Raw genomic sequence first — 13,690 nt, 5'->3', positions numbered from 1 at the left:
AGTCGGTCCTCGACGACAGGCCCGATGAGGGTCACAGCCTCATCGAGAACACCTCGTGGATCGGCGAGGTATGCCGCAGTGACGGGTCTCGTCGCATGCCGAGTTTCTCGGCCACTCGCTGGGACGACCGATTGTCCTGGTGGATGACGGAGACGAGATGCTGAGCGACCGTGAGGTCGCGCGCATGATCACGGCAGGCCAGAGCCGCCTCGGTGGCACAGCCCTTCCCCTGAGCCGCGGCCCTCACGTGATACCCGACTTCGAGATGAGGAGTCCCGTTCACGGTCTGCCAGGTGAGGCCGCAGTCGCCGATGAACTCGCCGTCATGGGTCTCGACCGCCCACAGTCCGAAACCGTGTTCCGCGTAATTGCGCACATTCCAGTCGATCCACGCCGCAGCCTCGTTGCGATCCTTTGGCGCCGGATAGAACTCCATAACTCTCGGGTCGCCGAGCAGTGCGGCCATGTCGTCGAGGTCGGTCATCGACAACTCGCGGAACTTCAGACGAGGCGTCCGGGGAGGGTGCATAGACGTCAGGCTACCCTGTGCCCGTAGGCTGGGACGAGAGACGAAGGGACAGTGATGACACGAATCATGCAGGTCAGCGACAGTCTGGTGGTCAAGGCGGATGCCGCCGCGCTGTGGGAGCAGGTGGCCGATCCGACGCAGATGCCTCGGTGGAGTCCGGAGAACACCGGAGCCAGCACACCCTCAGCTGCGGGGCCCCTGCACGAAGGTGACATCTTCGAAGGGACGAACCGTCGTGGGCCGGCGACGTGGGTGACCGAATCCGTCGTCACCGATTCGACGCCCGGGAAGCGCTTCGCCTTCACGGTGCGTCGGATCGGCCCCCGCTCGCCGAGCATCGAAGGCGCGAATGCGAGCTGGGCGTATGACTTCGAGGATCTCGGTGGGGCGACGCGCGTGACCGAGACGTGGATCGATGACCGCCGGAAATGGCCCGACGCTCTGGCCTGGGTCTTCGACCACATCGTCACGCGCGGGAAGAGCTTCGCGGACTTTCAGCGTCTGAACATCCGACGGACGCTGACGACTCTGAAGGATGACTTCGAACGCGAAGGATGACTTCGAACGGCGGTGACGCGGCCGAAACGACGGCGAAACATCTGCTCGCTACCCTGATCGTATGACAGATACGGCACAGCGCACAGAGACGGCTTCGCGCCCCGAGAGCCCCACCGGCCACGTCGAGGGCATGAACTTCTACACCCGCAAATGGGTTCGGCCCGAGGACCTCAACGCCAACGGCTCCCTCTTCGGCGGCAGTCTGCTGCGATGGATCGATGAAGAGGCCGCCATCTATGCGATCATCCAGCTCGGCAACCATCGCGTCGTGACGAAGCTGATCTCGGAGATCAACTTCCAGGCCTCGGCCAGAGAAGGCGACCTCATCGAGATGGGACTCATCGCCACCCACTTCGGGCGCACCTCGCTGACGATGACGGCCAGGGTGCGCAATATGATCACCCGCAAGTCCATCCTCACCATCGAGAAGATCGTATTCGTCGGCGTCGACGAGGACGGTACGCCGATTCCCCACGGCTATTCGACGATCACCTACGACCGCGACCGGATGCCGCGCCCGCAGATCGAGACCGACTAGAGGAATCGGCAACGCCGCTCAGGGGTGTCCTGACAGGGTATCCCTCAAGGGCGAGGACGCGTCTAGCCTTGATGGCATGGACAACCGAGCCGAAGTGCGCGAATTCCTCATGTCGCGGCGGGCGAAGATCACCCCCGACAGCGTGGGCCTGCCGTCCCACGGTACGAGGCGGGTCCCCGGCCTGCGTCGCAGTGAAGTCGCGACCCTCGCGGGACTGAGCGTCGAATACTATTCGAAGCTCGAGCGGGGCGCGATCGGCGGCGCGTCGGCCGCCGTCCTCGAGGCGCTCGCCGAGGCACTCATGCTCAACGAGACCGAGCGGGGCCACCTCGTCGATCTTGCCCGTGCCGCCGACGGCATTCCGACCTCGGGACGGCATCGGCGTCCCACCTCGCCGGCCAAACCTCCGCACGAAACCCTGCACTGGGTGCTCGGTTCGATCAAGGACGCCGTTGCTTTCGTCCCCAACGACGTTCAGGACATCGTCGCGATCAACGAACTCGGCAGGGCCTTCTATTCGCCGGTGATCGGCGACGGCGGGCGCACCCCGAACCTCGCGCGATTCCAGTTCCTCGATCCCGCATCGAGGGACTTCTATCCGGACTGGGACCGCTTCGCCCAGATGTGCGTGGGGATCATCCGCAGTGCCGCCGGCAAGGATCCCCACCATCGGGGGATCCAGGATCTCGTCGGCGAACTGTCGACGCAGAGCGAGACTTTCCGCAAACTGTGGGCGGCTCACGACGTGCGCACCCACGGATCCGGGACGAAGCGCTTCAACCACCCGGTCGTCGGCGAACTCAACCTGGCCTACGAGGAGCTGAGCGTGACCGCCGAGGAAGGACTGGTCCTCTACGTCTACAGTGCCGAACCCGGTTCTGAGTCCTACCAGAAGCTGCAGCTCCTCGCGTCGTGGAGCAAGTCGCAGGACGATGCAGCCACCGTCGGCTCAACCGACGAATCATCGTTCACAGAAGGGAACTGACACATGTCTCACACGATTCTCCCCACCACCCCGACGGCCAAGAACCCACCGGAGCAGTTCAGCGGCGACGTGTGGGTCGACCCCATCATCTCCCCGCAGGAGGAGGGCCAGTCGACGGTCGTCGCTCGGGTCCGCTTCGCTCCTGGAGCACACACCGCCTGGCACTCCCACGCCAAGGGTCAGACTCTGCACGTGACGAGCGGAATCGCACTCTTCGGCAGCCGCAACGGGGAGATCATCGAAGCCCACCCGGGTCAGACGGTGTACTGCCCCAGCGATGAAGAGCACTGGCACGGGGCGACTCCGGAGAACTTCATGGAGCACATCGCGATCCTCGAGAACGCGGACGACCCGTCGACGACCACCATCTGGCTGGAGCATGTCGCCGACGAGGACTACCACCGTCCGCGGGGCTGAGACCGCCCCACCGCTGAGGGTGCCGCACGACGGCGCCTGAACGAAACGAACCCAAATCCACAACCGAGGAGGCACCTATGCGCGGAGTGATCATGCACGGACCCGGCGACGTCCGGGTCGAAGAACGCGACAACCCCGAAATCCAGGAACCCACCGATGCGATCATCAGGGTCGCGGCTGCCTGCGTGTGCGGCTCAGACCTGTGGCCCTACCGCGGAGCCGATGCTCCCGAGCAGCAGCTCATGGGTCACGAATACGTCGGAATCGTCGAAGAGATCGGTGACGAGGTCAGCACGGTCAAACCCGGAGACTTCGTCGTCGGATCCTTCGTCATCTCCGACAACACCTGCCCGATCTGTGAAGCCGGCTACCAGTCGCGCTGCGTCAACGGCATCTTCGTCGACGGCGGTATCGGCACGCAGGCCGAACTCGCCCGCATTCCCCATGCCGACGGAACGCTGGTCGCTGCGCCGGGACAGCCCGATGACGATCTCATTCCCTCACTGCTGGCCGCCTCGGACGTGCTCGGCACCGGGTGGTTCGCCGCCGATGCCGCCGAAGTGGGACCCGGGAAATCGGTCGCCGTCATCGGCGACGGAGCAGTCGGACTCATGGGTGTCCTCGCCGCGAAGCAGATGGGTGCAGAGACGATCATCGCGATGAGTCGCCATGCCGACAGGCAGAACCTCGCCCGAGAATTCGGTGCCACTCACATCGTCGAAGAGCGCGGCGATGAGGGAGTGGAGAAGATCAGGGAACTCACCGACGGACTCGGCGTCGACAGCGCCATCGAGGCGGTCGGTTCACAGGAATCGATGATGCAGGCGATCCGGTCGACCCGACCCGGCGGGCACATCGGCTATGTCGGTGTCTCGCACGACGTCGAGCTGCCCGGAGGGGAGCTGTTCTTCGGACTCGTCCACCTCCATGGCGGCCCGGCTCCCGTGCGACGCTATCTGCCGCAGCTCATCGACCTCATCTGGAAGCGGGAGATCGATCCGGGCAAGGTCTTCGATCGGACGATGAGTCTGGACGACGCCGCGGACGCCTATGCGGCGATGGACCGTCGCGAAGCGGTCAAGGTTCTGTTGAAACCATGACACCGTCATCAGGCATCCGAGTGGACAGGGGAACTCAGTGGAACTGAACGATCTGCTCACAGCGCTCAACGCCGGAGAGACGATCACGGGCGGCTCGCCCCTGCACGAGGTGATGCATCGCAGCAGCCAGAGAGCTCTGCGGATCACGGCCGAGATCAACGGCAGCTATCACGAACCCGATGAGGTTCGGGCCCTGTTGGCGGATCTGACCGGTCGGCAGATCGATGAGTCCGTGACGCTGTTCCCGCCGTTCCACACGGACTTCGGGCAGAACATCACCTTAGGTCAGCGGGTCTTCATCAACTCCGGGTGCAGCTTCCAAGATCAGGGCGGCATCACGATCGGTGATGACTCCCTCATCGGGCACAACACCGTCCTCGCCACCCTCAACCACGGGATGGAACCGGACCGGCGCGGGGATATGCATCCAGCCCCCATAGTCATCGGCCGCAATGTCTGGATCGGGTCGAATGTGACGGTCCTGCCGGGAATCACCATCGGCGACGATGCGGTCGTCGCCGCGGCAGCAGTGGTGACACGGGATGTTCCCGCGGGCGCCGTCGTGGTCGGATCACCGGCACACGTCGTGCGCACCTTGGGTGACTGAGCGATCGGTGGCCGGGCGGCAACGTCCTGCTGAACGGCAGTCTCGCGCCGACCGGGGACCGCTCGGTTCTGGACCCTGGCTCAGCCGCCGAGGTAGGCCAGCGCGCCGATGACCTGTGCCTTCGTCGCGATCTCGAGGGTCGGATCGATCTCGGGTGCGAAGAACGGCGAATGGTTGGCCGGAACGTCCGTGAGCACGGTTCCCGCCTCCTCGGCGGCCTTGTACTTCTCGGCATCGAAGGATCCGACGAACCAGTAGGCATACGGGATGCCGAAGGCGTTGGGCAGCTCGCTGAAGTCCTCCGAGGCGGTCGCTGGGGTGGCCTCCTGCACCACCTCGGCGCCGAAGCAGTCGGTGAGCGCCTCGGTGACGGTGTCATTGACGGCCTCACTGTTGTCCGTCAGCGGGAACTGGTCGAAGTACTCGAAGGTCGGTTCCTTCGGCGAACCGGCCGCTTCGCATTCGCCGCGGACGATGCGTTCGATCGAGTCGATCACTCGCTGCCGGACGGCGGTGTCGTAGGTGCGCACATTGAGCAGGAGTTCGGCACGGTCGGGAATGATGTTCGACTTCGAGCCCGCGTTCGAGGCGCCGACGGTGACGACGGCGAACTCGCCCGGTTCGGTCTCCCGGGCCACGATCGTCTGCAGTCGGAGGACGATCGAGGCCGCGAGCACGACCGGGTCGACAGACAGGTGCGGCATCGACCCGTGCGCGCCGCGACCGAAGACCGTGATCTTCACCGAATCGCCGGCCGACATCACCGGCCCCGAGGCGGTGAAGATGCGCCCAGCAGGCATCGGCATGACGTGCTGGGCGAGGGCGACATCGGGTTTCGGAATCGCGGTGGTCAGACCGTCGTCGATCATCGCCTTCGCGCCGGCCGCGTTCTCCTCGGCTGGCTGGAAGAGTGCAATATACGTGCCTGACCAGGAATTTCGGTTCTCGTTGAGGAGCCTCGCGGCGCCGAGGAGGGCAGCTGCGTGCATATCGTGTCCGCAGGCGTGCATGACCCCGTCGACGGTGGATGCGTAGTCGAGTCCGGTGTCCTCGGTGACGGGGAGTGCGTCGATGTCGGCGCGCGCCAGCACTGTCGGCCCGTCCCCGTTCTCGATCACCGTGACGCGACCGGTGTTCCCGATGCGTTTGACGTCGAGTCCCAGACCGGTGAGTTCGGACCCGATGCGCTCGGCGGTCTCATGCTCGTCGAGGCTGAGTTCCGGATGCTGGTGGAGGTGTTTGTAGAGGTCACGCTGCCACTCGAGCTGTGAGTCGATGCTGTCCAGGAATTCCGGTGTCGTCATCACTTCTCCTCGCTGCGGTCGCGCCCGGCCGGTCCGGATGCGGACGATACTCACGCTATCAGCGTGGCATCCGAGTCGGTCAGAGCAGTCCCAAGGTCTCAAGATCCCGGCGCAGGGACTGTGCGTTCGTGAACACGTGGCCGATGATGCCGTGCTTGCGGGCTGCCTCGATGTTCGTCGGCAGGTCGTCGACGAACAGGGTCCTGCTCGGGTCGAGATCGAAGCGCTCGAGCAGCAGTTCGAAGATCGCCGGATCGGGTTTGATGAGCTTCTCCCGACCGGAGACCACGACGTCCTCGAGTTCGTTGATGGCCGGAGCGACGGCGGGCGCATGGTGGAAGGTCTCGGCCGCCCAGTTCGAGAGGCCGAGGAGTCGGACACCCGAGTCCTTGAGCTCGGCGACGACCTCGGCCATGCCCTCGATCGGACCGGTCAGTGACTTCTCGAAGCGCTCGTAGTAGCGGGAGACGATCTCACCGTGTCGCTCATCGACCGCGGCCGCGCGAGCGACCACCTCGGCGACGGGGACGCCGCTGTCAGAGGCGGTGTTGAGGGCGGCGAAGTCGGCCTCCTCGGCGAAGGCGCGCCACTGATCGGCACTCATCCGGTCGGCGAGCGGACCGGTCTGATCCCATCCGATGAGCACGTTGCCGAGATCGAAGACGACGGTCGTGGGTGTCTGGTCGGTGGACTGAGGCATCGCGGGGTCTCCTTCGATGAGGGTTCGGCTTCGGATTCCTACGCTACAGAACATGATGACCGTCGCGGATGATGTTCGAGGAGAAGGTGATCATCGGACCATTGTGGAATCTTCGGTGCTCGCTTAGGTTGGAGTCATGATCGGCTACGCGCCACTGCAGATCCGGGTGAAGACGCCCCGACTCGAGCTCGTCGGTGCCGGTGACGACATGCTCGCGGCGCTCGCCCCCCTGGTGCGCGATGGCAAGGTCTTCGCCGAACCCGCCCCCTACGACGGCCCGATGTCCTTCTACGAATCGGACCCCACCGCACGGGTCAACAAGTGGCTGCAGAGCGTGTGGCGCGGCCGCGGACGATTCACCCCCTCGGAATTCAGGTTGGCCTTCGCCGTCCTCGTCGACGGTGAAGCCGTGGGCATGCAGGACCTCATCGCGGAGAAGTTCGACACGTGCGCAACGGTGCTCTCGTTCTCCTGGCTCTCGACCGATGTGCGCGGACGCGGACTGGGCACCGAGATGCGCAGCGCCATACTCCACCTCGCCTTCGCCGGGCTCGGCGCCCGCGAGGCCGCCTCCGATGCCTTCGTCGACAACATCGGGTCGAACCGGGTCTCCGAAGCCCTCGGCTACGAACACAACGGAGTCGAATGGGACATCCGCCGAGGTGAGCCCGGGCTCATCCAGCGATGGAGACTCACTCGTGAGGCTTGGGAGACCAGGCGGCGTGACGATATCGAACTCAGCGGCGTCGCCGACTTCCTCGAGCTGCTCGAGCAGGGGTGATGGCCGGGGCCGATCACGGCGACCACGGTTGTTTCGGCACACTCTGCGCTGATCAGCCCAATTCGGAACTTGGGCTGCTCAGCGGAAAATGGGCCGAACCTGAAGCTGGGGGTGGGTAGGGTCAGCCTGAGTGCTGGGACTGTCGGCGAGAGCGGACGACGGCGAGTACCAGCGCGGTGACCATGAGGACGAGGCTGAGGAACCACAGAAGGGCTGCGAAGCTCTGCAGCTGAGACGTCTGGGACAGTGCGATGCACGCGACGGAGAACATGATGAGGGCAAGGATCCAGCGAGTCAGCTTCGAGTGCCTCATCGTTTCTCCTGTTCGATTGCCCGTTGCCATGGTACTTACGCCACGGAGCCAGTTGGGTTGAGCGTAGAAAAAGCAGGGAAGCATGTCAATAGGTGGCGGTCGAGCTGCATGCCCAACCAGCGTCAGCTGAGCCCGCGCCGCCAGCAGCACGCTACCCAAAAACAGCGATCCTCCGCCCGGCAGCCGGCCGAGTCCGGGAATGCCGGATCGGACGGTTGTTAGGGCGAAGGATCGCCGGTGTTGCTCAGAGGTCTCGATTGAGACCTGCAAAGTCTCTAGGTGAGACTCTCAGGGAGTCTCAGAGGCCGCGGACGCGAGTCGCCTGCAGGCCCTTGGAGCCCATCTCAGAGTCGAACTCGACGTTCTGACCCTCGGTGAGCTCGCGGTAGCCGGAGGCCTCGATCGCGGAGAAGTGGGTGAACACGTCAGCCGAACCGTCGTCAGGCTGGATGAATCCGAAACCCTTTTCCGCGTTGAACCATTTCACGGTACCTGTTGCCATAATCTTTGTATCCTTATTTTTAACTGAAGACCGCTGGTGCGGTCGTGATGGTCGAATCCATTGCTGGATCCGGCTTTCCCGCTGGATGAACTGAATTCTGGATCCAGGTCCAACGAAAAACTGTGGGTGAACCGAGAGCTCGGAGTCCGGTGTGATCATGAGTCTCTGGTGAGAGGCCGTGAGTCTCAGGCGGAATCGTGAAGATGCTCGGTTTCGATCATGCACTCGTAAGTGCTGGATGGAAGTCGCCAGGTGACTGAGAGTCAGACGACTGAGATGGGAAATATGAAAATCATGAGGGGCACGGAAGGCAGACACGCGCCGATGGGCAAACACATGGTGCCGAGCTGAACCTACCTGCTCTGTGAGGCACCACCTGCTCCGCACGATGCTGTGCGAGAACACTTCAAGCCTAACAGAAAGATCGGCAGGTGTCGGCACAGACCGTGTTCACAGGCAGAGATCATCGCCGAGAGTTGGCACACAGTGACACGGAATCGCTGACAGGCTCCACACTGCATGTTTAGGATTGTATGCAAAACATTTTGCATACAATCTGTTTCCATCCCCAACGCAGGAGCCGCCTGAACCGTGGACAACCGAGACGCACCTCTGACAATCGGACCTCGACGCCGTCGGCGTCTGGCCGCGAAGTACCGCAGACGACGCACCTTCGTGGCGGTGGCTGCGATCCTCGTCATCGCGGCTCCGCTGACGATCGCGATCGTGGTGCACGACCTCGGCGCGAACATCTCCTCCTCGGCTCTGCGCGCCCATGACGGGGCCGACGTTCCCGAGAAGCTCACCGATGAGACGAATGTGCTCATCATCGGCTCCGACACCAGGGATCTCGCCTCGGCGCAGGACGACTCGGGGCCCGCCTCGGCGTCGGGATACGGCAGTGCCGAGGGAGCACGCAGCGATGCGATGATCCTTGCGCACATCGCCGCAGACGGCAGTCGCATCGACGCCGTCCAGATCCCCCGAGACACGATCATGGACATTCCCGCCTGCGATGACACCGGCCGCGGGGCCACGCAGGCGGTCCACGGGATGATCAACTCCGCCCTCAACGGCGGACCGGCATGCTCGGTCTCGGCCGCCGAAACCCTCACCGGCGTGCGCGTCGACCACTTCATCAACGTCGACTTCGACGGCTTCGCCGCGATCGTCGACGCGCTCGACGGGATCACCGTCGACCTTGACGAACCGCTCAAGGACCCGAAGGCGAACCTCGACCTGCCCGCCGGCGAGCAGACGATCGGGGGAACCGATGCGCTCGCCCTGGCCCGCACCCGGCACGCTGTCGGCGACGGCAGCGACATCTCCCGCATGGGCAACCAGCAGATGGTCATGAACGCCATCATCGACCGGGCCAAGAGCAGCCACGTGCTCACCCGACCCGACCGCCTCTACTCCTTCCTCGACGCCGTGACCTCCTCACTCGAGGTCGACGACGACCTCGACTCGGTGTCCTCACTGGCCTCGCTGGCCACGACCGCGGCCGCTGTGCCCAAGGACGACATCACCTTCGGCATCATGCCGTGGACCCCGGCCCCGGAGGACCCGAATCGGGTCGTCAAGTCGTCCCAGGCCGACGAGGTCTTCGCCGCCATCAACGCCGACGAACCGATCACCGACCTCGTGAACTGAGCCGAATGGGCCGAATGGGCCGACTGCGGGGATTCGCAGATGGCTCTCAGCGTGAGAGGTTCTCGAGATCGTCGAGCAGCCCGGGCCGCGTCGGTGTCCACCCGAGAGCGGAGCGTGTGTGCTGACTCGACGCGGGCTGGTCAGCGGCGAAGACCGGCCCGAGCGGACCGAAGCTCTCCTCCGGCACGGTGCCCGACGGCAGCCCGAGCCGGCGGCCGAGCACCTCGGCGATGTCGATGACGCGCACCCCTTCGTCGGCGACGGCATGCCAGGACGTTCCACCTTCAGCGGATTCGAGCGCGAGGCGGAAGAGGGCCGCAGCGTCCTGTGCGTGGACCGCCGGCCAGCGTTGGGTGCCGTCGCCCGGGTAGCCGCAGATCCCCGATTCCTGCGCGAAGTTCGCGAGCAGGCCGGAAAAACCGCCTTCGCCGTCGGCGTGCACGGTTCGCGGCAGCCGGATCGCCGAGGTGCGCACCCCCTGGTCTGCCAGTTGGAGGGCTCGGGTCACCGCGACGCTGCGCCCTCCGACGGGGCCATCCGTCGGGAGTGGATCCGCCTCGGTCGCGACTTTGCCCGGCACCGCAGGTGTACCTGCGACCATGACAAATGGTTTGTCCGTGCCGATGAGGCTTCTGCCGAGAGTGTCGATCGCCGAGGCTTCCTCCTCGACGGAGGCCGTCAGCGCCGCGGGAGAACTGAAGTCGTTGCGGAAGGCGAGGTGGATGACCCCATCGGCCGCGTCTGCGCCCGAGCGCAGGACGTCGGCAGAGGAGAGGTCGCCGCGGATCGCCTCTGCTCCAAGCTGCGCCGCTCGCTCGGCAGACGCATCGGACCGGGCGAGGATGCTCGCGGTATGGTCGTTGGCGATGAGCTCCGCGATGACCGCAGAGCCGATCAGACCGGTGCCGCCTGTGATGAAAATGTGCATGGTGTCTCCTCATCGAGTGATAGGACTGAGTCTCATCAGAATACCACCGCGATGGGATTCAGTCCCGTCATCGATCGCGTGCTCACCCGTTGCTACGATGACGGAATGCCCCGTTGGACCCCGAATGCCCGCGATCGTCTCGTTGTCGCCGCTCTCGACATGCTCGCCGAAAACGGCTTCGACGGCGCGACGGTCGCTGAGATCTCAGCGCGTGCGGGACTGACGAAGAGCACCTTCTTCCGGTATTTCCCCGACAAGCGAGAAGTCCTCGCCGCCGGCCAGGACGAAATGCTGCGACTCTTGATCCACGGCATCTCTTCGGCTCCCGCCGAAGTCGGCCCGCTCGAGGCGGTCCGCGCCGGACTCGACGAGGTCTCGACCTCGATGACCCCGTTCCACCGCGAACTCGGTCCACGGATCCGCCGCGTGATCGCGGAGAATGTCGAACTGCAGGAGCGGGACGCGGCCAAGCATCGTGCACTCACCGATGGGATGGCATCGGCGCTGCGAGACCGAGGAGTCGAACGGCAGGTCGCGATCATCGCCGCTCACCTCGGCACCGTGGCGTTCGGCGAAGCCTACGCGGCATGGATCGATGCCGGGCCCCAAACCGACCTCAGCGAACTGGCTCACACCGCCCTCACCGATCTCGGGCGGGCGGCCGGTGCGCTTGCGGACTGATCGGTCCTGCCCCGCCTCGGCGACCGTAGACTGATCACGTGCTGATCGCCGAGGTCCTGCCCCTGCTGCTGGGCATCGCCGTGCTCGTCGTCATCGCGGTGATCATCCTCCGCCTCGCCGAGGTGGGGCTCGGGTGGCTGCCGATCGTCGCGATCGTGCGGGCCGTCGTCCAGCTCGCCCTCGTCGCGCTCCTTCTGCAGGGAGCGCTGAACGCCTGGTGGACCGTCGCCGCATTCATCGCCCTCATGCTCACCACCGCCTCGGTGACCTCCCTCCGCCGGGCCCGGCAGATGCCGCGCGGCCGCCTCGGCGCCCTCACCGGCGTCATCGTCGGATCCCTGACCACTCTGGGACTCGTCCTCGCCTTCGGTCTCGTCGACCGTGAGTTCGAGAGGGTCATCGCCATCGCCGGCATCGTCACCGGCACCTGTATGACGGTGGCGACCCTGTCGATGCGGCGCTTCACCGCGAACCTGCGCACCGGGTCCGGAGAGGTCGAAGCGTGGCTGTCCCTCGGCGCCAAACCACGGCAGGCGGTGCAGCGTCTGCGCAGCGAATCCATCAGAGAGGCCCTGCTGCCGAACCTCGATCAGACGAAGAACACAGGACTGGTCACCCTGCCCGGAGCCTTCGTCGGCGCACTCTTCGGGGGTGCCTCACCGCTCGAAGCCGCCGAGTTCCAGATCGTCGTGCTCGCCTCGCTCATCCTCGCCGGGGCGATCACCGCGGTCCTCGGTACGCACATCGCCGCGGGTGCACGCGTCCTGCCCGCTCCGGAGCAGTGACATCCGGGTCCCGATCACTGATCGACCGTCCGAAACCGGTGTCCGACCGCCCCCGTCCAGTGAGCATTCATGGTCGACCCCTAGACTGGCGCACATGTCTACGATCGAGATCACTCAGGACACCTTCGAATCGACCATCAACGACAACGAGATCATCCTCCTCGACTTCTGGGCCGACTGGTGCGGCCCATGCAAGCAGTTCGCCCCGGTCTTCGAGAAGGCCTCCGAGGACAACCCCGACATCGCCTTCGGCAAGATCGACACCGAGGCCCAGCAGCAGCTGGCCGGACTCTTCGGAATCACCTCCATCCCCACCCTCGTCGCCTTCCGCCAGGGCATCGTCGTCTTTGCCCAGCCCGGCGCGCTCGCCGCACCCCAGCTCGAACAGGTCATCACCGCCGTCAAGGGACTCGACATGGACGAGGTCCGTGCCGAACTGGAGAAGCAGGCCGCCGCCGAGGTTGCCGAGCCGGAAGGCAACGGCCCGGATGCGATCCCGGCCGACCCCGGCGTCGACAGGTGAGCGACCAGGCCGTGAGCCTGACGTCGGAGACACCCGCGACGACCGAGGCCGTCGGGCCCCGGTCGGCCGGTGTGCCGGACTCCGTGGCCGCGTGGGAAGAGCGATACTCCGGCGCGGAATCCGTGTGGTCGGGCAATCCGAACGAGGCCCTCGTGGCCGCCGTCGGTGAGATGACTCCCGGCCGCGTCCTCGACGTCGGCTGCGGAGAGGGCGCCGATGTCATCTGGCTCGCCGAGCACGGCTGGGATGCCACCGGCATCGACCTGTCGACGACCGCCGTCGACCGCGCCCGCCGAGCCGCCGATGAGCGCGGGATCGACGCCGCCTTCGCCGTTGCCGACATCTCCGACTGGGAACCGGAGAACACCGATCGCCGAGGCGGCTTCGACCTCGTCACCGGGTGCTTCCTCCACACCCGCCTGCCCGACACCCGGGAGGAGCTGCTCGCCCGTCTTGCCGCACATGTGGCACCGGGCGGAGCCCTGCTCCTCGTCTCGCATGCGACCATGCCGGACTGGGCGGCCGAGCACGACGAGAAGTTCGAGCACGGCATGGAACACCATCACGAACCTGTGAGCCCGAACGGGGACTTCGCCCTGCTCATCGGGGCCAGTCCTGATCGCTGGGAGATCGAACTCGCCGAGATCCGCACCCGGCCGGTGACCTCACCCGACGGTGACCCGGCCGAACTCGAGGACGCCGTCCTCCTCGCCCGCCGGATCTGACGCGCCCGCCGGATCTGACTGACCTGTCGGAACTGACTGGCTCGCCCGGTCTCACCTCGCA

Annotated in this window: 18 protein-coding genes; 12 read left to right on the top strand and 6 right to left on the bottom strand. The window is 65.3% G+C overall.

Annotation, left to right across the window (positions count from 1 at the left end):
• Positions 1-31 precede the first annotated feature (31 nt).
• Entirely contained in the window at positions 32-529 is a 498-nt protein-coding gene (locus J9314_RS18800; protein ID WP_210603789.1) for a GNAT family N-acetyltransferase, read from the bottom strand.
• A 54-nt stretch (positions 530-583) separates the two neighbouring features.
• Between J9314_RS18800 and J9314_RS18795 the strand changes: the two genes are divergently transcribed.
• The 6 genes from J9314_RS18795 to J9314_RS18770 all read left to right on the top strand — a co-directional run bounded on the left by J9314_RS18795 (position 584) and on the right by J9314_RS18770 (position 4,734).
• Positions 584-1,087, top strand: coding sequence for an SRPBCC family protein (locus J9314_RS18795; RefSeq protein ID WP_210603788.1), 504 nt, complete (start codon positions 584-586; stop codon positions 1,085-1,087).
• Between the two features lie 130 nt (positions 1,088-1,217).
• Positions 1,218-1,625: an acyl-CoA thioesterase gene (locus J9314_RS18790; protein WP_210605776.1), complete on the top strand. Its 408-nt coding sequence runs from the start codon at positions 1,218-1,220 to the stop codon at positions 1,623-1,625.
• Between the two features lie 76 nt (positions 1,626-1,701).
• Positions 1,702-2,610 carry a helix-turn-helix domain-containing protein gene (locus J9314_RS18785; protein ID WP_210603787.1) on the top strand — a complete coding sequence of 303 codons (909 nt, stop codon included), beginning with the start codon at positions 1,702-1,704 and terminating at the stop codon, positions 2,608-2,610.
• 3 nt (positions 2,611-2,613) lie between these two features.
• A complete protein-coding gene (locus tag J9314_RS18780; RefSeq protein WP_210603786.1) occupies positions 2,614-3,027 on the top strand; it encodes a (R)-mandelonitrile lyase in 414 nt (137 codons plus the stop codon).
• Between the two features lie 77 nt (positions 3,028-3,104).
• A complete protein-coding gene (locus J9314_RS18775; RefSeq protein WP_210603785.1) occupies positions 3,105-4,127 on the top strand; it encodes a zinc-dependent alcohol dehydrogenase family protein in 1,023 nt (340 codons plus the stop codon).
• Positions 4,128-4,164: 37 nt separating this feature from the next.
• Positions 4,165-4,734, top strand: coding sequence for a DapH/DapD/GlmU-related protein (locus tag J9314_RS18770; RefSeq protein ID WP_210603784.1), 570 nt, complete (start codon positions 4,165-4,167; stop codon positions 4,732-4,734).
• An 80-nt stretch (positions 4,735-4,814) separates the two neighbouring features.
• Here J9314_RS18770 and J9314_RS18765 read toward each other — a convergent pair whose 3' ends face one another.
• Entirely contained in the window at positions 4,815-6,038 is a 1,224-nt protein-coding gene (locus tag J9314_RS18765; protein ID WP_210603783.1) for an amidohydrolase, read from the bottom strand.
• 79 nt (positions 6,039-6,117) lie between these two features.
• Positions 6,118-6,738 (bottom strand): HAD family hydrolase, encoded by a 621-nt coding sequence (locus tag J9314_RS18760; protein WP_210603782.1) that lies wholly within the window; start codon positions 6,736-6,738, stop codon positions 6,118-6,120.
• Positions 6,739-6,874: 136 nt separating this feature from the next.
• Here J9314_RS18760 and J9314_RS18755 point away from each other — a divergent pair, with 136 nt between their 5' ends.
• On the top strand, positions 6,875-7,519 hold the full coding sequence (locus J9314_RS18755; RefSeq protein ID WP_210603781.1) for a GNAT family N-acetyltransferase: 645 nt from the start codon (positions 6,875-6,877) through the stop codon (positions 7,517-7,519).
• A 121-nt stretch (positions 7,520-7,640) separates the two neighbouring features.
• Here the strand turns inward: J9314_RS18755 and J9314_RS18750 are convergent, their stop codons facing one another.
• Both J9314_RS18750 and J9314_RS18745 read right to left on the bottom strand, forming a co-directional pair.
• Positions 7,641-7,832, bottom strand: a complete 192-nt coding sequence (locus tag J9314_RS18750) for a hypothetical protein (RefSeq protein ID WP_210603780.1) — start codon at positions 7,830-7,832, stop codon at positions 7,641-7,643.
• Positions 7,833-8,130: 298 nt separating this feature from the next.
• Entirely contained in the window at positions 8,131-8,334 is a 204-nt protein-coding gene (locus tag J9314_RS18745; protein ID WP_062240453.1) for a cold-shock protein, read from the bottom strand.
• Between the two features lie 591 nt (positions 8,335-8,925).
• Between J9314_RS18745 and J9314_RS18740 the strand changes: the two genes are divergently transcribed.
• On the top strand, positions 8,926-9,987 hold the full coding sequence (locus J9314_RS18740) for an LCP family protein (protein WP_246490512.1): 1,062 nt from the start codon (positions 8,926-8,928) through the stop codon (positions 9,985-9,987).
• Between the two features lie 46 nt (positions 9,988-10,033).
• Here J9314_RS18740 and J9314_RS18735 read toward each other — a convergent pair whose 3' ends face one another.
• The gene (locus tag J9314_RS18735; RefSeq protein ID WP_210603779.1) at positions 10,034-10,915 is read right to left on the bottom strand and encodes an SDR family oxidoreductase; all 882 of its coding nucleotides are present in this window, start codon (positions 10,913-10,915) and stop codon (positions 10,034-10,036) included.
• Between the two features lie 51 nt (positions 10,916-10,966).
• On the opposite strand from J9314_RS18735, the gene J9314_RS18730 reads away from it, so the two are divergent.
• The 4 genes from J9314_RS18730 (at position 10,967) to J9314_RS18715 (ending at position 13,629) form a co-directional block, all read left to right on the top strand.
• The gene (locus J9314_RS18730) at positions 10,967-11,596 is read left to right on the top strand and encodes a TetR/AcrR family transcriptional regulator (protein WP_210603778.1); all 630 of its coding nucleotides are present in this window, start codon (positions 10,967-10,969) and stop codon (positions 11,594-11,596) included.
• Between the two features lie 38 nt (positions 11,597-11,634).
• On the top strand, positions 11,635-12,381 hold the full coding sequence (locus J9314_RS18725) for an ABC transporter permease (protein ID WP_210603777.1): 747 nt from the start codon (positions 11,635-11,637) through the stop codon (positions 12,379-12,381).
• 94 nt (positions 12,382-12,475) lie between these two features.
• The gene (trxA, locus tag J9314_RS18720) at positions 12,476-12,904 is read left to right on the top strand and encodes a thioredoxin (protein ID WP_210603776.1); all 429 of its coding nucleotides are present in this window, start codon (positions 12,476-12,478) and stop codon (positions 12,902-12,904) included.
• Positions 12,901-13,629 (top strand): class I SAM-dependent methyltransferase, encoded by a 729-nt coding sequence (locus J9314_RS18715; RefSeq protein WP_246490511.1) that lies wholly within the window; start codon positions 12,901-12,903, stop codon positions 13,627-13,629. The genes trxA and J9314_RS18715 overlap by 4 nt, the downstream gene beginning before the upstream one ends.
• Positions 13,630-13,690: the final 61 nt, after the last annotated feature.

Origin of the sequence: Brevibacterium oceani (assembly GCF_017948325.1) — a bacterium.
In the GTDB taxonomy this organism is placed as follows: Bacteria; Actinomycetota; Actinomycetes; order Actinomycetales; family Brevibacteriaceae; genus Brevibacterium; species Brevibacterium oceani.
Note: the sequence above shows the minus strand (reverse complement) of the source record. Positions and strands in the feature narration are given on the sequence as shown.

Coding starts and splice junctions, on each gene's coding strand:
- J9314_RS18760 (WP_210603782.1), bottom strand. CDS start 6,738: ATGCCTCAGTCCACCGACCAGACACCCACGACCGTCGTCTTCGATCTC.
- J9314_RS18795 (WP_210603788.1), top strand. CDS start 584: ATGACACGAATCATGCAGGTCAGCGACAGTCTGGTGGTCAAGGCGGAT.
- J9314_RS18800 (WP_210603789.1), bottom strand. CDS start 529: ATGCACCCTCCCCGGACGCCTCGTCTGAAGTTCCGCGAGTTGTCGATG.
- J9314_RS18730 (WP_210603778.1), top strand. CDS start 10,967: ATGGGATTCAGTCCCGTCATCGATCGCGTGCTCACCCGTTGCTACGAT.
- J9314_RS18755 (WP_210603781.1), top strand. CDS start 6,875: ATGATCGGCTACGCGCCACTGCAGATCCGGGTGAAGACGCCCCGACTC.
- trxA (WP_210603776.1), top strand. CDS start 12,476: ATGTCTACGATCGAGATCACTCAGGACACCTTCGAATCGACCATCAAC.
- J9314_RS18765 (WP_210603783.1), bottom strand. CDS start 6,038: ATGACGACACCGGAATTCCTGGACAGCATCGACTCACAGCTCGAGTGG.
- J9314_RS18745 (WP_062240453.1), bottom strand. CDS start 8,334: ATGGCAACAGGTACCGTGAAATGGTTCAACGCGGAAAAGGGTTTCGGA.
- J9314_RS18775 (WP_210603785.1), top strand. CDS start 3,105: ATGCGCGGAGTGATCATGCACGGACCCGGCGACGTCCGGGTCGAAGAA.
- J9314_RS18735 (WP_210603779.1), bottom strand. CDS start 10,915: ATGCACATTTTCATCACAGGCGGCACCGGTCTGATCGGCTCTGCGGTC.
- J9314_RS18790 (WP_210605776.1), top strand. CDS start 1,218: ATGAACTTCTACACCCGCAAATGGGTTCGGCCCGAGGACCTCAACGCC.
- J9314_RS18750 (WP_210603780.1), bottom strand. CDS start 7,832: ATGAGGCACTCGAAGCTGACTCGCTGGATCCTTGCCCTCATCATGTTC.
- J9314_RS18785 (WP_210603787.1), top strand. CDS start 1,702: ATGGACAACCGAGCCGAAGTGCGCGAATTCCTCATGTCGCGGCGGGCG.
- J9314_RS18780 (WP_210603786.1), top strand. CDS start 2,614: ATGTCTCACACGATTCTCCCCACCACCCCGACGGCCAAGAACCCACCG.